The sequence below is a fragment of the Clostridium carboxidivorans P7 genome, assembly GCF_001038625.1.
Taxonomy (GTDB): domain Bacteria; phylum Bacillota; class Clostridia; order Clostridiales; family Clostridiaceae; genus Clostridium_AM; species Clostridium_AM carboxidivorans.
The window spans coordinates 3,260,837-3,284,880 of record NZ_CP011803.1; the positions used below are offsets into that span (position 1 = coordinate 3,260,837).

The window sequence follows — 24,044 nt, forward strand, 5'->3', positions numbered from 1 at the left end:
ATAAATAAAAATATTCTTGACTACTATTGCAAATTTTCATTGAGTTGTTAAAAACTTATCAATTAGTACAGAAATGACTCCACCTACAGACAATATTTTTATTACTTCCCCTTGCAATTTTACATTCTTTAACTTTTTTATTTTTTTAACTTTTTCCACCCAGAATAGTAATATCTAGAATAGCTCTTCTGTTTAACATCCATCTTATTTAAAACTACTCCTAATATCCTTGCATTTACTTTTTGCAAAAGTTCTTTTGCCTTTATAGCTGTAGCTTTTTCTACTTGTGATGAAGCAACTACAAGGATGCACCCATCTACATAAGTAGAAATTAACTGTGCATCTGTTACAATTATTACAGGAGGGGTATCTATTATTATATAATCATAAGTTTCCTTCAAATCCTCAATAAACTTTTTCATCTTCTCCGATGCAACCAATTCAGATGGATTAGGCGGTTTTGTTCCAGATGTAATTATATCCAAATTGGGTATTTCTGTATTTTGAACCGCTTCTGAAAACTGTATATTATCTATTAAAAAGTCTGATAATCCTTTTTCATTTGATGTATTAAATATCTTATGAAGCTTTGCCATTCTCTGATCACAATCTATTAAAATAGTTTTATATCCATTCTCAGCTATTACTACAGCTAAATTAGCGCAAATTGTAGATTTACCTTCTCTTGGACCAGAACTTGTTACAACAATTGTCTTTACTTTACTATCAAAAGACGAAAATTGAATATTTGTCCTTAACGTTCTATATGATTCTGAAATTAGAGATTTAGGGTACTCAATAGTAACTAATTTCTCTTTTTTCATAAATTTTCCCCCATTCAAAGATGATTTTTAAAAATAAAATCAAAAATAGTTTTTTTACTAGAAACTTTACACAACTTCTGTGGTATATCTTCGCCCCTTAACATACGTTCTCCGTTACCTCTAATGCAATCTTCTAAATTTTTGTCCATATGCCCTACAACATTTAGTGCATGGTTTATATCTGATATCCTGCGTTTTAGGTGTAGAGCAGATACTATGAAGTTACATATACCATGTTTTATTAGTTTTTCCGAAGTTCTTTTTACATCTTGTCAAAATAAACCATCAATGCTGCCAGCGTTTATTTGAAACAAACAGTCTTCATCAATAAAATCATTAATTTTTAAGATGTCCACTATTATAAATGTGTATCTTTCTGGATGAGCTATTATTGGATTTAAATCAAGCAATCTAAGTTCATATATTATGTCTAAAATCTTAGAATCTAAATAATCCATTGGAAGTTCAAGAAGAATGTATTTAGTATCATTTATTCCTCTTATTATTCCTTGCTTATACAATTCTACAGCGTACTTGTCTACAAAAATTTCTTGTCTGGGAACTATACCCATCTCTATTTTGTTTTTAATTGCTTCTACTTTAGTACTTTCTACCATTCTGCATATATCTTCATATTTATTTTCATAGCGTCCTCAAATATAATGAGGTGTTGTTACTACTTTTTTTATGCCATTTTGCTCTACTTCTTTAAGCATTTCTACAGTATCCTTCAAACTTTTCGCACCATCATCTATCTGTGGCAATATATGAGTATGTATATCTATCATATTAAACTCCACTCTAATTTAATATTTTTCAGTATCTTTGGGTATGGTTCCAATTACAGGAAGATTTAAATATTTATTTACATCCTGCTCTGTTTTTAAAGTATTATCTATATATTCAAGTAAAAAAGCAATTCCTATGGAAACTATTAATCCCATAAAGAAAGCTATAGTAATATTTAAAAGCTTTTTTGGTTTTACCGGTTGTTCTGGCATTTTTACTTTATCCATTACCTGAATATTTTGACCCGGATAAATTCTTTTTGCTTCTTGTATAAATGAATTATAAACAGCAATTATCATGAGATATGCTTCTTGAGGACTACTATTCTTCGCTTTAAATTCAATAAGCTGAGTATTTGCCATTGGAGATACAGTTATATTATTTAAGATGTCATTAACAGAAACGTTCTTTAATCTTGCTGATGCACTTTCTGCTACAGATGTTGACTTTGCTATTTCCGCATAAGTTTTTGCAAGATTTTGAAACATCATAATGTCATCATATTGATATCTTGAATTATCATTTGAACCTACATTGACTTTTCCTATCACAATAGTTGCTTTAGCTTCATAGGTAGGTTTTATTACATAATAACTTAAAACACCAGACACAACAGTGCTTAGTATAGTTATTAAAAGTATTAATTTTATCCTCTTTTTAATAATATGTAAAAATTCATATAAGTCTAACGATATTTCTTCTTCCATATTTGCATTCATTCCTTTCACTTGGCTTAATGCACAAAAACATAATAAAAAGTGCTAACCTTGTCTCTGGGCAAATTACTTTGCATTCTACTTGCATGCATATAATAGTTAACTATGATGATTTTTACCATTCTTGTTCATTAGTACATATCTATTCCAATAAAGTGCTGCTTCTGTTCTATCTTTAATATTTAACTTGTTAAGTATATGATTAATATGCTTTTTTACAGTATTCTCTGTTATAAAAAACTTCTCAGAAATTTTTGGATTACTCAATCCTTTTGCTACTTCAATCAATATTTCTCTTTCCCTATTAGTTAATAACTCCAGTTTGTTTGGCAAATCAGTATCTTTATTTATTATTGAATCCACAAAATAAGAATCAAAATATTTTTTTCCCTCATATACACGTTCTATTGCATATAATATTTCTTCTTCATTTGATTTACCTAATACGTAACCTTGAACTCCACTCTTTAATGCTTTTACAAAAAATTCGTTATTTTCATAAAAATCTACTATGATTACTTTAATATCTTTTCCTGAAGATATTAGTTCACTAATTAAATGTAGTTCATCTTCATTATCCTTATTTAAGTCCAACAGTATAATATCAGCCATGTTACTTTTTATCATAAACATAGATTCTTTTATTGTTTCACCAACAAACTGTATGAATAAGTTATCGAACTTAGATATGAGTGTTACTATTCCTTCCCTTATAACAGAGTAATTGGATATAATTATAATTTTCATAATACTTCTCAATTCCTTAATCTGTATTATTGTAATCTTCCTGGATATATACTCATTTCAGGAAGGTAACTTGGCCAAGTTTTATTACACTCTCATACTAACATTTATGCCCAGTTATTACATCATACCCCAGTTTGATTTTTTATTAATAAGTTCTATACACGGTATAATACACTTCTACTACTAAAGTAGTAGAACTTTACATCAGTAACAGTCATCTTTTGGCAGTATGAAGTTCTAACCTTTTCACTTTATACTGATAAATTAAGACATTAGTTGTTTTCCAAATTTGCCTTCTTATTACTGCATATATCAAATATCCCTATGTATTCAAAAAACTATAATAGATAAACAAGCACTAAATTGTTTATCTACTATAGTTCTCTTTTTTAGTAATCACTAAAAATTTGATACGTCATACTATCATGAGTATCGCCTCATACTAATTTTATATATTTAAGATATATTAGCATCCCTATTCAACATTCCACATTTATTAGCATACAAAGCTAGTTGTGTTCTATCTTTCATATTGAGTTTATCAAATATATGATTGTTATGTTTTTTTACTGTGTTTTCAGAAATACAAAGTTTTTTCGATATTTGTTGGTTGCTCATTCCCTTTCCTATTTCACATAAAATCTCTTTTTCCCTTGCTGTAAGCTGTTCTATTTTTTCAGGTTCAATACTATTTTCCCTAACCATACAATCTATAAAATATGAATCAAAATATTTTTTTCCTTTGTAAACTTGCTCTATGATATACATAAGTTCTATTTCATCTGATTTTCCTAATATATATCCTTCTACACCACACCTAATAGCTTCTACAAAGATGTTCTTATTCTTATTAAAATCTAATATTATAAATTTGCTCTTTACACCACATTCCTTTAATTCTTTAATTAATAGCAACCCATCTTTATTTTGTTCATGTAAATCAAATAAAACAATATCAATTTTAGTTGATTTAATTAGATACATTGACTCCTTCAATGTTTCTGCAACAAGCATTATATCAACACGATTACATCTTGACATAATTGAATATATTCCTTCTCTTATTAAAGCATAATTTGATATAATGATAACCTTCACATATACCCCCCCAAAAACTTAATTTTTAATAAATGAATTAGGTTATCTTTTCACCTGTATTTTTTGCTGTTTATGTTACTTTTAATACCTCTGTTAATAATTTTTTATCCTTAACTCACTTAAATATTTAAAAAATCAAAATAAGTTTTATTGCATTTTTCCATATTTTGTAAAACACCATTTTTTATTATGACATATATAATAAAAAAAACAATACAAAAGTGATAGAACGGATTTGCAGATGATAAAACAGATTATTAATAATTTCTAGTATAAAATAATATCACAAGTTATTCACAGATTTAAATTTTTATAATTTACTATATAAAAAAACCCAATTAAACCGTAAAAACGGTAAAATCAGGTCGGTTGCACCATTGACTCTGTATACTTTAAGGTGCCCAAATATAAGTATACTTCTTTGTCTCCTTTTTAATATAACCTTTTTAAATAATTATTACATAACAATTATTTGCTCCCTTATTTAATTATACAACATATTGTTATTTTTCAAAATATACGGTTATTGGCATTGTTATAAATTTTTTTAAACTTCAGCAACAAAATATAAATAAAAATGACCATTGCTCTTACTATATAATAAATATGATATAGTAAATTATTAAAGAACATAAAAATAGTATTTTATCTCGTATATAGAATAAAAATCTGCTATATATTTAAATTCTATTCTTTTCCTCTCTTAAAAAATGAAAATATCCCCTTATCTTCCCTTATTTTATCTCCTTGATTTTCTATATTTCCATTTTGCAAAAGCAGCCATGCATTTTTAATGACTTTTCTTCTTATGCCATCACCTATCTTATGAGCTTCCCATAATGCCTTATCTATTTCAGGACATCTATTTACTGTTGAATGTGCATCAGAAGCTATAAAGTCAACTATATTATGTTCTATTAAGATTTTTGTGAGCTTTTGTACTTTTTTTCCAAATAGCCCGGTTATACTTCCGCTGTTTACTTGAAAAAGAAATTCTTCCTCAATAAAATCATTTATTAAAAATGGCTTTTCTATAAAATACATATACCTTTCCGGATGTGCAATTACAGGAACCATTCCCTGTAACTTAATTTCATATAAAATATCCATTGAACTCTTTTGAAACTTTTCCATGGGCAGTTCTACCAACATATATCTAGAGTTATTAATTCCCTTTATAACACCCTTTTTATAATTACTAAGCATATGATTATCTACAAATATCTCTTGTCCAGGAAATATTTCTACAGTTATATTCTGCTGCTTTCTTCTTACATTGATTTCTTCTACTAATTTGCATATATTTTTATAGGTATTTTCATGGTATTCGCTACAAAAATGAGGAGAAGCCACTATTTTTTTAATACCATCTTTATCTGCAATTTTAAGCATTTCCATAGTATCCTCAATAGTCTCTGCTCCATCATCAATACCTGGAAGTATATGACTATGAATATCTATCAAATTTACTCCTCCCTATTGACTAATATTTATTATCCTTTGCTATTTATTCCTAAAATAATATATTTAACCTTTAATAAAACTAGAACATCTTTTGTAGTAATAAAAATATATGATATAATGAAAAAATAACTTTTTATTAAGAAATGGGGGCTATTCTATGACAGAAAAAAATTACTGCCAAAATTTATATTTAAGTTCAGGAGGTTTAATTATATACAGGAATCTTTTAAATGATCCTGTTATAAGTAAATTAAGAAATCTTTTAAAAGAATTTTCAAAAGATAATCCTGATAAGGAAAGTGTGCTGAATTCATATTATGATATGCAGCACAAATTATTAGAAAGTGCAGAAAGCTTAAATTTAAGTGGAAATGTACTGAAATCTTACATTATAAATCTTTTAGTAAAGGATAAAAACTTTTTTAGCTTAACTTGTGAAAAGTATGGCTGTGATATACAAAAAGATTTATACAATGCTGCTTTAAATGATATAAGAATTATGAGGTCTATAGTTGGGGTGGATTTAAATTCTATAGTTTCCTCATTAGATTTTCCTTGCAACTTCCTAGAAAATTATTCTCCTACAAATAGATCGGAGAAAATATGCGAATTTCAGAATTATGTATCTGCGCTTTTTAACTCTGATTCTGATGAAGCTTTACTAAACGCTTTAATAAATTATTACTATAATATAGGATGTGCTGAGCTTTCAAACCATATTGCATTTAAATGGAATAACACTAAAGGCTTAATTGGCGTTGAAAACTTTGATAAGGTTAACTTGGATGATATTGTAGGCTATGAATATCAAAAGGAAACTTTAGTAAAAAACACACTGGATTTTGTATCTGGAAAGCCTGCTAATAATGTTCTTATAATAGGATCTGCTGGAACAGGAAAGTCTTCTTCAGTTAAAGCTGTAGTTAATAAGTTTTACAGCAAGGGACTTAGATTGGTTCAAATATCAAAGGAACAACTACTGTGTTTATCAGACGTGTTAAAGGAATTAAAATCCAGAGGAAAATACTTCATTATATTTATTGATGATTTATCTTTTGAGGAATTTGAAACAGACTATAAAGAGATGAAATCTGTATTAGATGGTGGAGTTGAAGACATTCCTAAAAATATTTTAATTTATGCCACTTCTAATAGAAGACATTTGATAAAAGAGACCTGGAATGACAGAAGAGCTGATGAAGAACTACATTCATTTGATTCTATGAATGAAAAATTGTCTCTTTCTGAACGTTTTGGAGTTGTTATAACATACGATAGTCCAGACAAAAAACATTATTTAAAAATAGTTCAATCTCTTGCTAAAAAGCAAAAAATTGAACTTGATGAAGAAGCTTTAAATCAAGAAGCTTCAAAATGGGAATTAAGAACTCATGGACGATCAGGAAGAACTGCAAAACAATTTATAAACTACATTTCATCTTCTATATAGATATAACTTTTTAGAGGACAATTGACAAAGGACAGAGGACAGTGAAGGTAAGTTTTCCTCCCTACGTCGGAAAACTAATTTATTTTTAAAGCTTGTTTTGCTAATGCAAAACAAGCTTGGAATTTATACAAGTCAGCAATGTTTCACTTTAGTGAAACGAGTCATTAAAAATTTAATTAAAGACTTTTCGCAGCAAAGCGGAGAAAAATCATCCTTCATTGTCCTCTGTCAATTGTCCTCTGTCCTCTGAAAAAGTTGTGTCGCATTGTGCTCATTTTATCCATCACTAAAGTTAAAAGATTTAATCTCCATCAAACAAATTTCCAATACTGCCTAAAATACTTCCTTCTTCTTTTCTTCCACCACCGCGAGGAGCAGCTGCAAATACACGTTCTGCAAGTCTATTAAATGGAAGGGATTGAATCCAAACAGTTCCAGGACCAGATACAGTAGCAAAGAATACACCTTCACCTCCAAAGAAAGTATTCTTTATTCCACCTACAAATTCTATATCATAATGTATATCTTTTGTCATAGCAACTAAACATCCAGTGTCTATTCTTAATATTTCTCCATAGGCTAAATCTTTTTTTATCAGTGCACCGCAAGAATGAACAAAAGCCAATCCATCTCCTTCTAATTTTTGAAGTATAAAACCTTCACCACCAAAAAATCCAACACTTAACTTTTTTCTAAAATCTATACCAACAGATACTCCCTTAGCAGAACATAAAAAAGAATCTTTTTGACATATAAGTTTTCCACCCAATGCACTTAAATCCATAGGAAGTATTTTTCCAATGTATGGTGCTGCAAAGCTTACTTTTTGCTTTCCGCCTCCTATATTAGTGTAAGCTGTCATAAACAAACTTTCCCCTGTTAACACTCTTTTTCCAGCTCCAAATAATTTATCCATCAATCCCCCCTTGGATTGAGAAGAACCATCTCCAAATATTGTTTCCATTTGGATATTAGTGTCCATCATCATCATGCTTCCAGCTTCAGCAATTACAGTTTCCTTAGGATCAAGTTCTATTTCAACAAATTGCATGTCATCTCCATAAATTTTGTAGTCAATTTCATGAGAATTCATATCTATCACCCTTTCCCTTTATATATACTATTATGAATATATATTAATTTAGCCTTATACCTAATATATTATTACAATGTTTTAAATATCTTTAAGATTGTTTTTACAAAGAAAAATATATTCTATAGTTAATAAATTTTATAGCAAGGGACTTAGATTGGTTCAAAAATCAGGCACAAGATTATGCAAACTTTACCTAACCTTGTGCCTACCAAACCTTCATAATTTCATAAATAAGCTTTGCTCAATTAAATCAAACTCTAAATCATCTATTTCTTTAGTTGTTGTTTTAAAGCTTCTGCTAATTGAGCTGGACAAGATGTGTTTTTCTCACCACACTCAATGTTTTCAAGTTTATTAATAACATCTTCTACTTTCATTCCCTGAACCAATTTGCTTATGCCACTTAGGTTTCCATTGCATCCAGATGTAAAAACCACATCCTTTAATATATCATCCTTAATCATAAATTGAATTTTGGTTGAACATACACCTTTAGTTTTATATTCTATCATAAATAAATATCCTACCTTAACTAATAATTTTATAAATATATCTAATTGCTACTATTTTGCAATTAATTAAATCTCTATTTTATATTAACACCTAAAACTTATCCCAGAAAATAACTTCATTTAATGAACTCTTTTTAGGCATTAGAGTATTTGCGTCAGACGGATAGCCTAATGCAATAATTGATATAAGTTTTTTGCTTTCAGATGCATTAGCTAAAGCTTCAATTTCTTTAGCATAAGGCATTCCATAACCTGCCATCCAACAAGATCCCAGACCTTTTGCTGTTGCAGCAATCAGGATATTCTCTGTAGCTGCAGCCCCATCCTCAACAAGTGTTGCACACTCTTGATTATCACAGAAAACTAAAATTATAGCAGGAGCCTTACCAATTACAAATTTTCCCCAAGTTGCAATTTTCCCAACTTCATCAATAGTAGATCTTTCCGTCAATACAATAAATGAACGTCCTTGCTTGTTATGGCCAGTGGGAGCCAACCTTCCACATTCAACTAAATCTTCTAACGTTTCTTTTGAAACAGCTTGATTTAAAAATTTTCTTACACTTCTTCTCTCTAAAATAGCTTTGATTGCATCCATAGTTATTAAACACTCCTTCTTTATATCTCAATTAGTTTATCCTAGCGACAACATAAAATTTTATTAATTATTATTTGTATACCAACTAGTCAATACACTGTTGATAAAATTCAACTGCAGAAAAACAAAATTATTTATGCTTACTGGAACAAAAGCATATATTATGTCACCACCTCTTTACAGATTTAATTATATATGGTCTACAAAAAAATAAAAGTACGCACATTGATTATATATAGTATAAAAAAGTATACCTAGGTAATAATATAGTGCAGTTTTGCCAATTTCTATTCTTACTTAGTAGTTTTGTATTGAAGTACTCACAACTTTGATATATAGTATATACATATATATTTTAAGTATCATTACTACACTGTTGGGAGATGATAATATAGATAAGGAAACAATAAATTTAAACTGTAAAAATCAACCATATCCAGTGGAGACTACTCTCAACATTATCAGTGGAAAGTGGAAATGCATTATTTTGTACCGTTTGCTCGGAGGAAAAATGCGATTCAACGAGCTTAAGCGTTTGATGACAAATATAACTCACCGAGCACTGACGCTCCAATTACGAGAATTAGAACATGATGGTGTTGTAAAGCGTACAGTCTACGCTGAAGTTCCTCCACGTGTAGAGTATGAATTGACGGCACTTGGTTTTTCTATGGAACCAATTATTAACTCTATGTATGATTGGGGCTTAAACTATCAGAAAAATCCCATTATATAAAGATAATCTTTGTTTAATGAGTCAATATGTGATGTTAGTATACTACTGTAGACATAAAAAGGAAGGTTTTGTCTAGAGTATTGTACTAACACCAATCTCTGTAACAAACAATTTTTCAGACATTTTTTGCTGAGTATACAACAAATTCTAAAACACACCAAAAATAAACTAACTGAGAGACTATACACTTTTAGTAGTATATGTGTTATGTTATAGCTAACATATTATACATCTTCATTATTCTAATATCTTCTTTGGATATAGTTAATTTATCAATAAGTTTTTGATCTTGTTTTAATGGTTTCTTAGAAAGAAGCATCTTAGCTGCAATTGGCATAAGCGGTCTAGACGATATGCCAAACATCAACCCCCATTTTGTTTGCGAATCCATAAATGATGCAAGCATACTAATTGTAATCTGTTCCATAGGAGTAGCTTGATTCCTTAAAATAATATTGGTTAATGCATCATAATGCTCAATATATCCCCCATATGTATTCTCACATTCCTGATAATTTTCATAACTCTCTATATTCATATAAAGCATAACTTTATATCTATTTTCCTCAGTTTTTGAGAGAACATCCATGACGCAACGTATCAATTTATTCGCTCTACCATCATAAATATAGGAATAAAATTGAGAAGATCCTTGAAAAAATGCTGGCTTTTTACCTTCTATTTGAATTTCTACGCCATTAGGCTCACAATAAAGCAATTGGTCTACATGAATCCTTAGCACTTTTGCTACATTGTACAATGTTACAATGTCTATCACTATTTCTCCCTTTTCATACTTAGAAACCGTGGCCTTACTTTTATATATCTGGTCAGCCAGTTCCTGAATAGTCATCTTTTTGGCTTTTCGAAAACTGCGAATTCGCTTACCAATTTCTATTGATATTTCCTCCAACTTATCACCTCATTATTTGTTTCTTAATAATTGATTATTTTTTAAATAATCCTTATAATTTATTTTTTTCAATTATTTTAGCATAAATCCTGTATTTTTTCTACTCTAGCGAAACTTTACTTAATATTTATATTTCTATAAGAAACCTTAAGGAGTTTGTACCCGCTTACAATATGTGCTTTAATAAACTCAAGAAATTAAACAAAAGGAGAATTAAATATGACTTATAATTTTGATGAAATAATTGACCGTAAAAATACTAATGCAATGAACGTCGAAGGCTTTCGTGAATACATTTTTCATGCAGATGCATCTATGAAATTTCCATATGCTGATGATGAATTTGTTAGAATGTGGGTAGCTGACATGGAGTTTGCAACACCACAAGTAGTTATCGATGCTATAAAAGACAGATTAGATCGCAGGATTTTTGGATATACTAGAGTATTTGATCCAAAGTACTACGAATCATTTGTTAACTGGACCGAAACCCGCTACAAATGGCACTTTGATAAAGAACATCTAGTTATGTCTAACGGTGTTATTCCTGCTTTGTATGAACTAGTTAGCTATATTTGTAAACCTGATGAAAAGGTTCTATTTGTTACTCCTAGTTATGCATATTTTAAGTATGCTGCTGACTTCAATGAGCGTGAGGCCGTATGCTCAGACTTAATCAATACTGATGGTTACTACACACTAGATTTTGAAGATTTAGAAGCCAAAGCTTCAGATGAAAAAACAACTTTATGTATCTTCTGTAATCCTCACAATCCAAGTGGTAGAGTATGGTCATCTGAAGAACTAAAGGGCGTAGGAGATATCCTAATTCGCAACAATATGTGGGTTATCTCTGATGAAATTCACTGCGACTTGCTTAGAATTGGTCAAACACATATACCAATGGCTAAAGTATTCCCAGAATATGATAAGTTGATTACATGTATGGCTCCAAGTAAAACCTTTAATATGGCTGGATTCATGATTTCCAATATCATCATTCCAAATGATGATTTAAGAAAAATTTGGCTTTCAAGACACTATAACTTTGACAATCCATTAAGTATTGCTGCTGCTCAAGCCACTTACGAACATGGTGCTGATTGGCTTGAGCAAATGCGAGTTTATCTTGATGAAAACTTCAAATTTGTTGGTGAATATCTTTCAGAACATCTGCCAAAAGCAAAATATCGCATATCAGAAGCAACTTATTTGGCTTGGATTAACGTTGGTGCTTATTTCTCAAGTGAAGAAAATCTTCCATTATTCTTTGCTAATAAAGCAGGCGTACTTCTTGAAGGTGGTAATATGTTCGTTCAAAACTCTGATGGTTTCATTAGATTAAACCTTGCATGTCCACGTTCTTTAGTTAAAGAAGGACTACGTCGCATTTGTGACACAGTTAACTCTAAATAGATTGTTTTTTATTGAGTATAGACTTGATTTTTTATGCCAATTAGGAACACCCTTAGATTTGTGTAAATTAAATCTAAGGATGTTCCTAATTAAACTTTTAAAGGCTTATTTTATCCATCACTAAATTTGAAAAACTTAATTAGCCTTTTCTTCCCCATCCGCTTCCTTATCATTTTCTTTCTTGTTTTCATTAGAATTACTTACAGCCTTACTTAGAAAATCCATAATGTTAACACCTGTTAAGGCTTCTACAGTTTCAGGAAGCTGAGACATAATATCACTTACATAGCCTGTAACCTTTGCAGCACCTGTGCCTTTTCCTTCACCTGATCCATTATCAACAATGACAATCTTTTCAGTTTTAGATAGTGGTTCTGATACAGCTTTTGCAATTTCGGGCAATTTTTCTATAATCATTTGTGCCATGGCAGCATCATTATATTGTTTATATGCTTCTGCCTTTTTCATCATAGCTTCTGCTTCTGCTTTACCTTTTTCTCTAATAATATCAACTTCTGCCATACCTTGAAGCCTTAGTGCTTCGGATTTTGCCTTACCTTCTAATTCAATTGCTCTTGCTCTTGCTTCTGCATCAGCAATTTCCTTATATTTAACTGCATCTGCTGTTTGAACACTCATATACTTGTCCGCTTCTGCTTGCTTTTTAACAGTGGCTTCAAGTTCTCTTTCTTTTCTCATTGCTTCTTTTTCAGCAAGTTCAATTTCTCTTTGCTTCCTCGTAATTTCTACTTGAAGTGAAGCATCTGCCAATTCTTTTTCTTTTTCTTTTTTAGTAATTTCTACCTGAACCTCTGTTTCAGTTACTTCTCTCTTAGCTTTATTAGCTTCAATTTCATAAGCCAAATCAGATATAGCCTTAGCTCTTTCCTGTTCTTTTCTATAATCTTGCACTTTTAATTCTTTGTCTTTTGTAGATTCAGCAATTTGCGTTTCTGATAAAAGTTTTGCAGCTTCACCTAATCTAACTGCTTCTGCTGTTTTTATTTTAGTTTCCTTTGCTGCTTCTGCTTCTGCAATTTGTGCATCTCTTTTTACAGCTGCTATTCTTGGTTTACCAAGTGCTTCTAAATAACCATTTTTATCTGAAATATCCTTTATAGTTAAAACCTTTAATTCTAAACCCATTTGTGCAAGATCTATTGCTGCAACTTCTTGAACATGAGATGCAAATTTTTCTCTATCCCTGTATATTTCTTCGATAGTCATTTTTGATACAATTTCTCTAAGTTTACCTTCCATAACATTCTTTGTGGTATGTTCGATAACATCAAGAGTATGCTGTAGTCCATTTGATGTATTAAATTGTTCTGCCGCAGATAAAATTGAATCTGTATCTGATTTTACCTTTACAACTGCAACTCCATCTGCAGTGATTCCTACTCCCTGTCCAGTTAATGCCCCTTCTATACGAACATCAATCTGCATATTTTCTAAAGAAATCTTATCTGTTCTTTCTAAAAGTGGAACTACAAATCCACCACCACCAGTAATAACTCTTTTTTTAAGTCCTGTTACAATAATAGCCTTATCTTGAGGTACTCTTTTCCACATAGAAAAAATTCCTATAATAAGAAGTAATATGACTCCTACAATAATTGCAGGAATAAAAATAGTTGACATAATATCTACACTCCTTTTTAATAAATTTTAATTTTCCTCTTCTAAAGGCTCAACATAAAATACATTACCTTTAATTAAATATATCATTACATCTTGTCCTTGCGCTATGGATCTTTTGCTAACATGCTGTGCTGGAGCATTATACTTACTTCCATTAACAGTATAAGATATAGTTCCAAAGCCATTCTCAAGTATTGGTGATATAACCTTTGCCTTCATTCCTATAAGCTTACTTTGTGAAACTGCACTTGTATTTTGCGCTTTATATAATGGTATTAATACAAATCTATATAGTAAAAAAGAAACAACAATTCCTAAAACAGCTGCTGCTATAAATATAATCACTGCATTTAATTTATATCTAGTACCTAAAATTCCAATACCGCCAAATACAGTAATAAACGAAACTATAGTTATAGGTTTTAGCGGAAAAAGTGAAAATCCACCATGGCTATCAGCGTGTATATCAAAATGACTGTCTAAATGAATTGCTCCTAGTAAGTCTCCAACTACAAATGTTACTAAGGTGTATATAACTCCTACCCAAAATAGAATTGTATAAGCTTTTTCCATATAAGCCCCCCTCCCATAATCAAATCATATAATGAATAGCCTCCTCACCTCCTAATAGAACTTTAAACTAAATAGATTAAAGTTAACTTAACCCATTTTAACATATAGGCACGTATCGTATTAAGTAATATTAAATATCACTTAATGTGATATGATTATAATATTACTGAATAAAAAATACAATTGCCATATCAACTATAATTTTCCATCAAAGTCTTAAAAATAATAACCTATATGTATAAACATCATAGGTTATCACTTTTGCTCTCTTTTACTCTTGTATGATACATCAACTAAGTATTGACTTAATTAACCTTTTAATTTTTCTTTAATTCCAAGTCCTATCTTTTTTACTGTAGGCAATATTGGTTTAAATTCTTTTGGAATATCTTGTGCCAAACTATATTCTTTGTCTTCTTCAGAATTTACATCATCCTTAAAGGCATACTGTACAATTAGCTTTTCTTCATCTTTACATATTAAAATACCTATAGAAGGTTTATCTTCTTTTTTCTTTAAATTATCATCTATCAATGAAAGATAGAAGCTAAGCTTTCCTAAATATTCTGGTCTAAACTTACCTATTTTCAATTCAACATTTACATAGCATCGTATATCTAAATTATAAAATAATAGCCCTACATAATAATCTTCTTTTTCTACTTCTATATGGAAATTACTTCCCACAAAAGAAAATCCTGCATGGATCTCTAGGAAATATTCAACAACATGATTTTCAAACTGCTTTTGCAAATCTTTTTCTGTTGCTTCTTCTAAGAAAGTCAAAAAATCAAGCATATATTTATCTTTTATTAATTCAATTGATATATCCTGCTTTAATATCATTTCGTCAATATGATTGTCCTTTTCTTCCCAAAGTTCCTTTAATTCAGAATCCGTTTTCTCTACATTCTCTACTATAGGTTTACTTTCAATGACATCATTGTTATCAATTTTACTATCTTGTTCTTCATTAACATCTGCTTCATCAATATCTTCTTTATAATTTTCTTTTTCATCAGTATCATTTAAACTTTCTTCTTCACTATTTTCAATTTCTATTTCTTTAATAAGTGTAGTTTTTCCCCAAGAATTTTCTATAATTTTATTTATGTAATATACTCTTTTATCGTAATCATCAATTTCATCCATTAAAATTATGTTATGAGACCAACTGATTTTTGAAGCAACTTCTTTAGCAAATTCCTCATCTTTATAAGCTTCAGCAAACTTGCGCATACACCTTAAATTTCTCTCTGAAAAACCCTGCATATTTGGAAATGCTATTTTTAAATCCTCTGATAACTCATCAACAATTAAATCTTCTAGTACTCCTTCACCCTGTTTATTCAAAATCAAATTTCCAATATTCCAGTAGAGCATAAGTAATTCTTTATTTACTGATATTACAGCCTTTTGCTGCGAATCAATTATTTTATCTTTTAATTCATTTAAAAAAGTAACATAACCTTTATCATATTCTTTTAACATCAAAGTCACCTCATAATTCCTTAATAGCTTAAGTTGATTATATCTCAATATACAAAAAAAGTATATGTTGTTAACCATTTCGTTACAAATTTGAGCTTATCCAAAAATAAAATCTTACAGCAAATAGTTATTGTATAACTTGTTACAATATAATAAATTAAATGTGTTAAAAAATGAAACTTTTTCCTGTGTAAAAACATCTAACATATGTAAAAACAAAAATGCTGCAGCATTTGAAAGAGGGTATACAATGAACATAGAAACACTTGTGCTTAAAAGCAAAAGCGGAGATATTTCTGCATTTATGGAGCTTTTAAAACAAAAACAAGAATTATTTTATAAAATTTCTTTTACCTATACTAAAAATTCATACGATGCAGAAGATTGCATATCTGAAGCTGCCATAAGAGGTTTTGAAAAAATTAAGCAGCTAAAAAGTCCAAATAAATTTTACAGCTGGTTTACTTCAATACTTATAAATATATGTAGAAAAGGATTTAGAGAAAATACAATTACCTCATCAGAAAAAGAAATAAATGAAGTCAGAGATATGTTCTCTTATGATTCTATTGAAGATAAAATTGTAATTGAAGGCTTACTCAATACATTAAAAAATGATGAAAGAGAAATATTGGTTTTAAGATATCTTAAAGATTATTCTATTCAAGATGTAGCAGAAATAATGGATATTCCTATAAATACAGTTAAAACAAAAATATATAGAGCTCTTAATTTTCTAAGATCAAAGAGTGGGAGGACAAAAAATGAATATTAATAATGTTCCTGAAAAATTAATGGAAAATGTTGAAAATAAACTTAGAAAACATGTTGAAAATAAAAAGAAAAAACTGCATTTTTATGCATCAGCTGCTATTTTAATTATAGCAATTATGCTGCCAATATCAGTTTTTGCATATAGCAAATACTATAATAATATACCCTTTAAACAAGAAATAGATTTGGCCAGACAAAATAATAATGTTTCTAAAGTAAATAAATCATTTAAATACAAAAATATAGACTTTACTATAAAGGACATCGCAGCAGATGAAACAGGAATAGAGGTTATTTACAACGTATCTAATCCTAAATATTATATAGATGGATTAAGCTTTAAAGATGCAGATAACAAAAACTTTCACCAATGGGGATACTCCCTACCAGATTCAAGCAACAACTCAGACAAAAAAGAAAAAGCTTTTTTCATTTCTATTGGTAAAGAGGAAGCAAAGTATATACAAAAAAATCCTATAACTATAAATATAGACAATATTTCATATAAAAATACTGAATACAATAATAAAATACTAGCTAAAATAAGCTCATTTATTAATCCTAAAAACGATAGTTTTAAGGTAAACTGGAATTTAAAAACACAAATAACTATGCAGAATGTTAAAAACCTCCCTATAAATAAAGAATATAGCCTTAATATAGGTACATTAAAACTTAAAAATTTGAAGGAAGGAATTCTTAAAACTATCGTAGAATATGATTTTACTCCATCAAATGGAAGTATAACTGTAATGCGGCCATTATTCTCAATGCGACTAGATAATAACTATACCGATAATATTAATGAAGAAGAAAGACCAGGTTACGAATCATCAGGATATGTACGTGCAGAAGAATTTAAATCTATATATTACAAAAATATAAAAGAAGTAGGCATAAGATTAGTAGGTGCATCTGTTAATTATTGGTATAACAAAGAATATGAAATTTCTAAAGACAAACTTCCAATGCAATTTGATTTTAATGGAGAAAAGCTTAAAATTACATCCATGACACAAAAAGATGATTGCACTGAGTACAACGTTGAATATGATAAGACAAATAGAATTTATGAACGTATTGGAATTATCCCAGTTAGATTCAGTGATACTGATAATTATGGCTCCGAGTCACATGAAAAAAATGAAAAAGTACAATTTAAAGATCAAGCATCTAGAAATACTGTTTATAATACTTTAATAAAGAAAGCTCCTAATTTAAGTTCTATTTATAATAATTCAGGTTATTCTGGTATTGGAGTAAATAATGCTGTTGTAAGTGAAAATTTCAGTTTTAAAGGCCGTAGTGTTCCTAATAAATTTAAAATTGAAAGTGCAGCAAGAAGTTTTCTTTATGATACTGATGAAATAGTAATTAAAAATAACTCCAATTAATATTAAGCACTAACCTTACTCCAATATAAATTTTTTACTATTACATTATATAAGTAACTGGACTTTCGCAGTTTAAAAATAATGTGACACAAGCATATGTAAGCGAAGTAACTATATTTCAAATATTTACGTATTTTGATGTTATATTTTTCAATAACTTAAATACCAATCCCTTTTAAAGTATTTCTATAAAATAAAAAAAGCTGATATTTAAACTAAATATATTAGTAAAACAGCAGGCTCCGCCTTAGTTTTATATGTTATAAGTTATAGTTAAATATAATTTGACTTACTAAAATTATTCATAACAATGTAATTAAGAGCGTACACTTGAACTTGCTAGTTTGAATTTTAACTTTTATGCAGTGATATATGATAAGGGTGTCATCACATTAGCTAAATTGTTTTAGTATTATTCTTAGCTCAAAATTTTTGAAAGTCTTAGAACTTTAGTCCTGTTTGAGGGAACCGAGTTTGACAAAGTTCTTAGGCTTTCAAAAATTTCGAGCTTTAGAATAATTAAAACATTTAGCCGTGATGACACCCTTATCATATATCACGGAATGAAAGTTAAAATACAAACTTCCACTGCACCTTTACATCGCATTATGCTTATATTAAGTCAAACTTGTATGTGTGAAAGTTGAGTTAAATAAAAACTTGTTATTTTTACTGCACAAATTATTTAACAGACTCTGCAATTTTTATTAATTCATCTTTTCCAAATGCTCCTTTACCCGATACTTCATAAAGTACATTATCATATTCCCAGTCAATATACCTATCATCACTTATTGCAGCATCTTTTCCATTAACTTTTACTTTTTCAAGTTTGCCATCTGTTGAACTTACAAATTTAGTATCATTATTTGAAATGCTTTGAGTCATAAAAATCTCTTTACCTGTTTTTTTATTAGTAAAAAATATAAAAATGTATTGATTACTAACTCCTCCATCCTTATTTTTTATAAACTCTGCTCTATCAAATTTATAATCTTTTGGCAAATAAGAAGGAAACTTAACTTTGAAACAGGTGTACTGATTTAATGTGCTAGAATCTTTAACTATTAGAAATTTCTCTTTCCTGCTTTTTTCAGTTTGTATTGTAACATTATTAGGATCTTTTGATGAACTAACAAAGCCAGTAATTTTTTCTCCATTAGCTGTATAAAATTGAGTACCATCAGTAAAAGTCGTTATAGGTTTGCCATTTTTGTCAAAAACCTTTCCTTTCAATTTATCAGGTATAGGACGAGAAGCATTTTTATCTGTTTTAGGAGTTTCTTTTTCTTGCATAATCTTGGTACCATTATCACCAATAAACACTGTACTTATTACTTTTCCTAATACTCCTTTTGCAAAAGATGTTTGACTTAAAGCTCCACATATTATTAAACAGCATGCAGCTGCAACAGCAGTACGCTTAATTTTATTTGAACCTTTCCCAACATTATCTCTTTTATTCTCATTTATATTTTTCAAAGTTCTTTTAAAAACAGCTTCTTTATTACTATCCTTACTAAAATCCTTATCTGATAAAGTTTTTCCAAGCTTTAAAATTTCATTATATTCTTGTTCTTGAGGTTCATCTGTATGTTCTATACCATTAAAATAAGCGTCCATATCTATTGAAAATTTATCTTCTATACTTTTTTTATTCATAGCTATACCTCTCTTTCCATTTCTACTTTAAGTTTTTTCATTACCCTATAAAGTATTACTCCCACATTACTTTCTGTAAGCTCTAAAATTTCTGCAATCTCTTTATTTTTTAAATTTCCTCCAAATTTAAGTGCTACAATATTCCTCTCTTTACTATTTAAAACCTTTAAGGCCTTTGAAAGTTTATTATTAGCTTCAGCTATTAATACTATATCTTCTGGATTATTTTCTCTTGATATTAATTCTTTAATTTTATCTATAGAAAATAGTCTATGCTTCTTTAAACTTCTAAAATAATCATTCACTACATTTCTAGCTATAGCAAACATCCACACTTCAAATGGGGACTTACTTTTAGAATATGTGTCTATTTTTAGCATTACCTTTTCAAAAACCTGACTTGTTAAATCTTCCGTTTCCTCATTAGAATTAATTCTATAATATATATAGTTGTATATCCTTTTGTAGTAGGTTTCAAAAATATAGGTCAAATCTAATTCTTTACTTTGGCCTTTATCTGAAGAATTAGATAAAGCAAACTGCTCCATATTTTTAAACACCTCCTTTTCCTATTTTTTACTTAGCTAAGTAATCACATATGTTAATACGTATAATTCTTAATTTCATTACAACTTTTTTTAAATCTTTAAATAAATATATATAAAATAGTTAATCAAAGTTTATTATTACATAAGCAACCCTGTCAGTAATAATTATACTCATATATAATATCATTCCATATAAAAAACAGGGTTCAACATTGAAAGAATTTCAATATTAAACCCTGTTTATATAATATAGTTTTATTAAAGCAGTTAGTTTCTAATTTTAAAGCTGATTATTTAATTGATATTTAGATAAAATTCACACTAAAGCACTGCCATACCTATAAACCCACTTATAATACCAATTACTGCTACAGAGCATCCTACAAACACAAGTACACGAGTTGAAAAAGCTCTCTTTACTAATAATAAAGATACAATACTAACTGATGGTAAAGTTATAAGTAATGCTGCTGCAGGACCTGTTCCAAGTCCAAAAGCCATTAGTGTTTGAATTATTGGTACTTCTCCTGCTGTTGGAATAACAAATAAAGTACCAGCAATTGCAAGTCCAATTATAGCAAGTATACTATTTCCCCATGCTGGAGTAACAGCTGGGAACAGCCATGCTCTTGCTGCTCCTAATATTGCAACTACAATTAGGTAAGCAGGAATAGTATCTATGATTAATTGGAAAAGAGCTTTTAACCAACGACTAAATAAATTCCCCTCTTCCTTTTCTTCTTGCATACTAGGTAGTTCTACATCATTATTAGTACCTTCATCTTTTGAGAATTTAACTGCTAAGGATGAAATACCTAAAACTAAAACAAGTCCCATAACTATTCTAAATATTGCAAAGTTCCATCCTAAAACAAATCCCATAAACACAATAGTTGCAGGATTAAGAGTTGGATTTCCTAAGAAAAAAGCCATTGCTCCATTAACAGATGCTGAAGATTTTCTAAGACCTACTGTAACTGGAGCCGAACAGCATGTGCACATCATTCCTGGAATCGCAGTAGTTCCAGCTGCCACTGTACTTTTAAGTGATTTACTTCCCATAAATTTTCTTATCCAGTTTCTAGGTATTGCTACTTGTACTAATGAACCTATCAATAAGCCCAATATTAGTGCTTTCCATATAGCGTTAAAATATGCAGTCATATATCCCAAAGCTGCAGCCAATGAAGGTGCTGGTGAAACATTAGATTTTCCTGTAAGTATAGAAGCTCCAATAGAATGTTTTGAAGCTGCTACAAATGCTTTGGAATAATAAGGACTCCATTTAACATAAAATAGCCCTCCAATTACTACAATTGCAAAAATTAAAATAAGTGCTGTGTTGTAATTCTGTTTTTTCGTTTCCATTTTTGTGTAACCCCCTAGTTTTATTTTTATATCTAAAAATATTTATTCAAACAAACTATACTTTATCTGATTTCTTCTTTATTCTATAAATTATAGAACTTATTATAACGCTAATTTCATATAATAATAACATTGGCACTGCCATCAAAAATTGATCCATAACATCTGGCGGAGTGAGTATAGCTGCAAGAATAAATATAATTAATATAGCATATTTTCTATTCTTCTTTAAAAAACTAGGCTTAACTAAACCTAAGCTTGTTAAAACTAGTACTATTAAAGGCATTTCAAACACTATTCCAAAACATGTTAACAGTGTTAGTACAAAATTTATATAATTATTAATTGAAAATAATGGAGATACATATTGAGTTGACATAGACATAAAAAACTTTATAGCCATAGGAACAACTACTATATATGCAAAAGTTGCTCCAGATATAAAAAATATAATGCCCATAAATAATGAAAAGATAACATATCTGCGTTCTCTCTTCTTTAAAGCTGGTTTAATAAATCTCCATACTTGGTAGATTGTAATAGGCAAAGCTAATATAATACCTATATATATTGATACTTTTACATATTCTAAAAATAATTCCGGAGGACTAACATAAATAAGCTTTAAACCTTTAGCTAACTTAACAATATAATTCATTACAAGCTCTATTTTGCTATAAGAAATACAGGATGTTATTGTATTTGCTAAAGCAATTATAATTATCCTTTTTCTTAATTCATTCATATGTTCCAATATAGTTAATTTAGTTTCTGAAGATTTATCTATTTCTGACATAAGGTTCCTCCTGAATATGCTCTAATTTTAATGCCACTTTTTACTTTTTGGTGTCATCATCATCTTTAGATGTATTACTTGCGTTATTTCTAAATTCACTTATTGCTTTTCCAAAACTTTTACCTATTTCAGGCAACTTTGATGGTCCAAAAATCACAAGTGCTATAACTAATATAACTAATAGTTCTGACATTCCTATTCCACGAAACATACCTATTCCTCCTTAAATTACATCTTATATAATTTTCATATACCTATTTTTTGTGTTCTTCTTTATCAATATCTTCTGATATGCGATTAGCATGATTTTTAAATTCACTTACTGCTTTTCCAAAACTTTTACCTATTTCAGGCAGCTTAGATGGTCCAAATACTATAAGTGCTATTATTAAAATAACAATTAATTCTGACATTCCTATACCTTCAAACATAATTTTCCTCCATAAATCACTTTTTCTTTTTAAGCTTTTCCACATACTCATTGTTTATATAGGACAGCTTTACTTTTTCTTCTTCTATACTATTATTACTGCATAAATCAATACACAGCCTGCAGCCCCTGCATTTTGAACAATTATATTCTATTTTAAAACTCTCTTCTGTTTCTGTAATCTTCCAAGCATCATAAGGACATATTCCTTCACACAATCCGCAGCCATCACAATTTGATTTAACCTTAAAGTTTTTAAATATATTGCCTTCTAAATCTACGTCTTCATTAAATGTTTTTTTCAACTTGCTAATTACATTTAGTAAGAAACTTCTATTATTAAAATCTTCTTTACCATAGTATTCTTCTAATGTACTAACTACAAATTCCTTAAAAATATTAGTAGATTCTCCTTTTATGGAATTAAAAAAATCTCTTCTTGTCATTAATCTTTCTTTACCACAGTCTGGACTTTCTTCATATATGCATTTAACTTTAACATTGATATTAAGCTTTTTTAAGAAATTAATACTTAACTTAATTTTCTCTTCTATATTATCACTTGAATTTAAGTCACAATCTTTACAATGGTTTAGCTTGAAAGCTATTTCATGATCCTTATTCAGAATTAAAAAAGCTATTAAATATTCTATATGTATTCCATTCAAACATTTAAAAGAAAAATCAACAGAATTTAAGTTTTTTTCACATCCAACACATAAACTACAATTTTTCTCACTTTTTTTTAATAAATCTATTTCACCAAAATTGTCAATAGTTACAGCTTGGCTTGGACATTGTGCTTTACATAAACCACACTTTTTACATTTCTCATTATCAATTTTTATTTCATCCTCTGAAGAAGTTATAGCCTCATATTTGCAAACTTCCATACATACAACACATCTTTTAAATCTATTTCTGTAATAAATACAGTGTTTTTTATCTATTCTTGCATCATTATTTACAGATAACTTCTTAACAAGATATTCAATAATCATCTAAAAT

General features: G+C 29.1%; 24 protein-coding genes, 1 pseudogene and 1 riboswitch. Of the genes and pseudogenes, 5 read left to right on the forward strand and 20 right to left on the reverse strand.

Features of this window, described 5'->3' with window-relative positions; translation table 11 throughout:
- Positions 1-137: 137 nt before the first annotated feature.
- From Ccar_RS14245 to Ccar_RS14275, 6 genes and pseudogenes are all read right to left on the reverse strand, one after another.
- Positions 138-824 (reverse strand): CpsD/CapB family tyrosine-protein kinase, encoded by a 687-nt coding sequence (locus Ccar_RS14245; RefSeq protein WP_007062529.1) that lies wholly within the window; start codon positions 822-824, stop codon positions 138-140.
- Between the two features lie 272 nt (positions 825-1,096).
- A pseudogene (locus Ccar_RS14250) lies at positions 1,097-1,612 on the reverse strand (tyrosine-protein phosphatase).
- An 18-nt stretch (positions 1,613-1,630) separates the two neighbouring features.
- Positions 1,631-2,320 (reverse strand): YveK family protein, encoded by a 690-nt coding sequence (locus tag Ccar_RS14260; protein WP_007062526.1) that lies wholly within the window; start codon positions 2,318-2,320, stop codon positions 1,631-1,633.
- 108 nt (positions 2,321-2,428) lie between these two features.
- Positions 2,429-3,076 (reverse strand): LuxR C-terminal-related transcriptional regulator, encoded by a 648-nt coding sequence (locus Ccar_RS14265; protein ID WP_007062525.1) that lies wholly within the window; start codon positions 3,074-3,076, stop codon positions 2,429-2,431.
- A gap of 456 nt (positions 3,077-3,532) precedes the next feature.
- Positions 3,533-4,174, reverse strand: coding sequence for a LuxR C-terminal-related transcriptional regulator (locus tag Ccar_RS14270; protein ID WP_007062524.1), 642 nt, complete (start codon positions 4,172-4,174; stop codon positions 3,533-3,535).
- A gap of 354 nt (positions 4,175-4,528) precedes the next feature.
- Positions 4,529-4,611: riboswitch (cyclic di-GMP riboswitch) on the reverse strand.
- Between the two features lie 250 nt (positions 4,612-4,861).
- Complete coding sequence (locus Ccar_RS14275; RefSeq protein ID WP_007062523.1) at positions 4,862-5,638, reverse strand: tyrosine-protein phosphatase; 777 nt, start codon at positions 5,636-5,638, stop codon at positions 4,862-4,864.
- 157 nt (positions 5,639-5,795) lie between these two features.
- Between Ccar_RS14275 and Ccar_RS14280 the strand changes: the two genes are divergently transcribed.
- A complete protein-coding gene (locus tag Ccar_RS14280; RefSeq protein ID WP_007062522.1) occupies positions 5,796-7,088 on the forward strand; it encodes an ATP-binding protein in 1,293 nt (430 codons plus the stop codon).
- A gap of 301 nt (positions 7,089-7,389) precedes the next feature.
- Here the strand turns inward: Ccar_RS14280 and Ccar_RS14285 are convergent, their stop codons facing one another.
- From Ccar_RS14285 to Ccar_RS14295, 3 genes are all read right to left on the reverse strand, one after another.
- On the reverse strand, positions 7,390-8,181 hold the full coding sequence (locus Ccar_RS14285) for a TIGR00266 family protein (RefSeq protein WP_007062521.1): 792 nt from the start codon (positions 8,179-8,181) through the stop codon (positions 7,390-7,392).
- Between the two features lie 269 nt (positions 8,182-8,450).
- The gene (locus tag Ccar_RS14290) at positions 8,451-8,696 is read right to left on the reverse strand and encodes a TIGR03905 family TSCPD domain-containing protein (RefSeq protein WP_007062520.1); all 246 of its coding nucleotides are present in this window, start codon (positions 8,694-8,696) and stop codon (positions 8,451-8,453) included.
- Between the two features lie 91 nt (positions 8,697-8,787).
- Complete coding sequence (locus Ccar_RS14295) at positions 8,788-9,294, reverse strand: nitroreductase family protein (RefSeq protein WP_007062519.1); 507 nt, start codon at positions 9,292-9,294, stop codon at positions 8,788-8,790.
- 391 nt (positions 9,295-9,685) lie between these two features.
- Here Ccar_RS14295 and Ccar_RS14300 point away from each other — a divergent pair, with 391 nt between their 5' ends.
- Complete coding sequence (locus Ccar_RS14300) at positions 9,686-10,030, forward strand: winged helix-turn-helix transcriptional regulator (RefSeq protein WP_034826293.1); 345 nt, start codon at positions 9,686-9,688, stop codon at positions 10,028-10,030.
- Positions 10,031-10,235: 205 nt separating this feature from the next.
- On the opposite strand, the gene Ccar_RS14305 is transcribed toward Ccar_RS14300, so the two are convergent.
- Entirely contained in the window at positions 10,236-10,943 is a 708-nt protein-coding gene (locus Ccar_RS14305; protein WP_007062517.1) for a helix-turn-helix domain-containing protein, read from the reverse strand.
- Between the two features lie 219 nt (positions 10,944-11,162).
- Here Ccar_RS14305 and Ccar_RS14310 point away from each other — a divergent pair, with 219 nt between their 5' ends.
- Positions 11,163-12,359: a MalY/PatB family protein gene (locus Ccar_RS14310; protein WP_007062516.1), complete on the forward strand. Its 1,197-nt coding sequence runs from the start codon at positions 11,163-11,165 to the stop codon at positions 12,357-12,359.
- 135 nt (positions 12,360-12,494) lie between these two features.
- Here Ccar_RS14310 and Ccar_RS14315 read toward each other — a convergent pair whose 3' ends face one another.
- From Ccar_RS14315 to Ccar_RS14325, 3 genes are all read right to left on the reverse strand, one after another.
- Complete coding sequence (locus Ccar_RS14315; RefSeq protein WP_007062515.1) at positions 12,495-14,000, reverse strand: flotillin family protein; 1,506 nt, start codon at positions 13,998-14,000, stop codon at positions 12,495-12,497.
- A 27-nt stretch (positions 14,001-14,027) separates the two neighbouring features.
- Positions 14,028-14,573 carry an NfeD family protein gene (locus Ccar_RS14320; protein WP_007062514.1) on the reverse strand — a complete coding sequence of 182 codons (546 nt, stop codon included), beginning with the start codon at positions 14,571-14,573 and terminating at the stop codon, positions 14,028-14,030.
- Between the two features lie 309 nt (positions 14,574-14,882).
- Positions 14,883-16,064, reverse strand: coding sequence for a PDDEXK nuclease domain-containing protein (locus Ccar_RS14325; protein WP_007062513.1), 1,182 nt, complete (start codon positions 16,062-16,064; stop codon positions 14,883-14,885).
- Positions 16,065-16,314: 250 nt separating this feature from the next.
- Between Ccar_RS14325 and Ccar_RS14330 the strand changes: the two genes are divergently transcribed.
- The gene (locus Ccar_RS14330; protein ID WP_007064842.1) at positions 16,315-16,839 is read left to right on the forward strand and encodes an RNA polymerase sigma factor; all 525 of its coding nucleotides are present in this window, start codon (positions 16,315-16,317) and stop codon (positions 16,837-16,839) included.
- On the forward strand, positions 16,829-18,232 hold the full coding sequence (locus Ccar_RS14335; protein WP_007064841.1) for a DUF4179 domain-containing protein: 1,404 nt from the start codon (positions 16,829-16,831) through the stop codon (positions 18,230-18,232). The genes Ccar_RS14330 and Ccar_RS14335 overlap by 11 nt, the downstream gene beginning before the upstream one ends.
- Positions 18,233-18,913: 681 nt before the next feature.
- Here the strand turns inward: Ccar_RS14335 and Ccar_RS14340 are convergent.
- The 7 genes from Ccar_RS14340 to Ccar_RS14370 form a co-directional block, all read right to left on the reverse strand.
- Entirely contained in the window at positions 18,914-19,894 is a 981-nt protein-coding gene (locus Ccar_RS14340; RefSeq protein WP_007064840.1) for a DUF4367 domain-containing protein, read from the reverse strand.
- Between the two features lie 2 nt (positions 19,895-19,896).
- Positions 19,897-20,442: a sigma-70 family RNA polymerase sigma factor gene (locus Ccar_RS14345; RefSeq protein WP_007062142.1), complete on the reverse strand. Its 546-nt coding sequence runs from the start codon at positions 20,440-20,442 to the stop codon at positions 19,897-19,899.
- Between the two features lie 321 nt (positions 20,443-20,763).
- Positions 20,764-21,810 carry a permease gene (locus Ccar_RS14350; RefSeq protein ID WP_007062141.1) on the reverse strand — a complete coding sequence of 349 codons (1,047 nt, stop codon included), beginning with the start codon at positions 21,808-21,810 and terminating at the stop codon, positions 20,764-20,766.
- Between the two features lie 55 nt (positions 21,811-21,865).
- Complete coding sequence (gene tatC, locus Ccar_RS14355) at positions 21,866-22,606, reverse strand: twin-arginine translocase subunit TatC (RefSeq protein WP_007062140.1); 741 nt, start codon at positions 22,604-22,606, stop codon at positions 21,866-21,868.
- A 40-nt stretch (positions 22,607-22,646) separates the two neighbouring features.
- Positions 22,647-22,817 carry a twin-arginine translocase TatA/TatE family subunit gene (locus Ccar_RS14360; protein WP_007062139.1) on the reverse strand — a complete coding sequence of 57 codons (171 nt, stop codon included), beginning with the start codon at positions 22,815-22,817 and terminating at the stop codon, positions 22,647-22,649.
- Positions 22,818-22,860: 43 nt separating this feature from the next.
- Positions 22,861-23,037: a twin-arginine translocase TatA/TatE family subunit gene (gene tatA / locus Ccar_RS14365; RefSeq protein ID WP_007062138.1), complete on the reverse strand. Its 177-nt coding sequence runs from the start codon at positions 23,035-23,037 to the stop codon at positions 22,861-22,863.
- Between the two features lie 16 nt (positions 23,038-23,053).
- The gene (locus Ccar_RS14370) at positions 23,054-24,037 is read right to left on the reverse strand and encodes an NADH-quinone oxidoreductase subunit I (protein ID WP_007062137.1); all 984 of its coding nucleotides are present in this window, start codon (positions 24,035-24,037) and stop codon (positions 23,054-23,056) included.
- Between the last annotated feature and the right edge of the window lie 7 nt (positions 24,038-24,044).

Excerpts from the sequence above, each read along its gene's own strand:
- Ccar_RS14285 (WP_007062521.1), bottom strand. The coding sequence starts at position 8,181 with ATGAATTCTCATGAAATTGACTACAAAATTTATGGAGATGACATGCAA.
- Ccar_RS14295 (WP_007062519.1), bottom strand. The coding sequence starts at position 9,294 with ATGGATGCAATCAAAGCTATTTTAGAGAGAAGAAGTGTAAGAAAATTT.
- Ccar_RS14310 (WP_007062516.1), top strand. The coding sequence starts at position 11,163 with ATGACTTATAATTTTGATGAAATAATTGACCGTAAAAATACTAATGCA.
- Ccar_RS14370 (WP_007062137.1), bottom strand. The coding sequence starts at position 24,037 with ATGATTATTGAATATCTTGTTAAGAAGTTATCTGTAAATAATGATGCA.
- Ccar_RS14245 (WP_007062529.1), bottom strand. The coding sequence starts at position 824 with ATGAAAAAAGAGAAATTAGTTACTATTGAGTACCCTAAATCTCTAATT.
- Ccar_RS14280 (WP_007062522.1), top strand. The coding sequence starts at position 5,796 with ATGACAGAAAAAAATTACTGCCAAAATTTATATTTAAGTTCAGGAGGT.
- tatA (WP_007062138.1), bottom strand. The coding sequence starts at position 23,037 with ATGTTTGAAGGTATAGGAATGTCAGAATTAATTGTTATTTTAATAATA.
- Ccar_RS14265 (WP_007062525.1), bottom strand. The coding sequence starts at position 3,076 with ATGAAAATTATAATTATATCCAATTACTCTGTTATAAGGGAAGGAATA.
- tatC (WP_007062140.1), bottom strand. The coding sequence starts at position 22,606 with ATGTCAGAAATAGATAAATCTTCAGAAACTAAATTAACTATATTGGAA.
- Ccar_RS14330 (WP_007064842.1), top strand. The coding sequence starts at position 16,315 with ATGAACATAGAAACACTTGTGCTTAAAAGCAAAAGCGGAGATATTTCT.
- Ccar_RS14315 (WP_007062515.1), bottom strand. The coding sequence starts at position 14,000 with ATGTCAACTATTTTTATTCCTGCAATTATTGTAGGAGTCATATTACTT.
- Ccar_RS14325 (WP_007062513.1), bottom strand. The coding sequence starts at position 16,064 with ATGTTAAAAGAATATGATAAAGGTTATGTTACTTTTTTAAATGAATTA.
- Ccar_RS14340 (WP_007064840.1), bottom strand. The coding sequence starts at position 19,894 with ATGAATAAAAAAAGTATAGAAGATAAATTTTCAATAGATATGGACGCT.
- Ccar_RS14360 (WP_007062139.1), bottom strand. The coding sequence starts at position 22,817 with ATGTTTCGTGGAATAGGAATGTCAGAACTATTAGTTATATTAGTTATA.
- Ccar_RS14335 (WP_007064841.1), top strand. The coding sequence starts at position 16,829 with ATGAATATTAATAATGTTCCTGAAAAATTAATGGAAAATGTTGAAAAT.
- Ccar_RS14345 (WP_007062142.1), bottom strand. The coding sequence starts at position 20,442 with ATGGAGCAGTTTGCTTTATCTAATTCTTCAGATAAAGGCCAAAGTAAA.
- Ccar_RS14260 (WP_007062526.1), bottom strand. The coding sequence starts at position 2,320 with ATGGAAGAAGAAATATCGTTAGACTTATATGAATTTTTACATATTATT.
- Ccar_RS14320 (WP_007062514.1), bottom strand. The coding sequence starts at position 14,573 with ATGGAAAAAGCTTATACAATTCTATTTTGGGTAGGAGTTATATACACC.
- Ccar_RS14290 (WP_007062520.1), bottom strand. The coding sequence starts at position 8,696 with ATGATAGAATATAAAACTAAAGGTGTATGTTCAACCAAAATTCAATTT.
- Ccar_RS14350 (WP_007062141.1), bottom strand. The coding sequence starts at position 21,810 with ATGGAAACGAAAAAACAGAATTACAACACAGCACTTATTTTAATTTTT.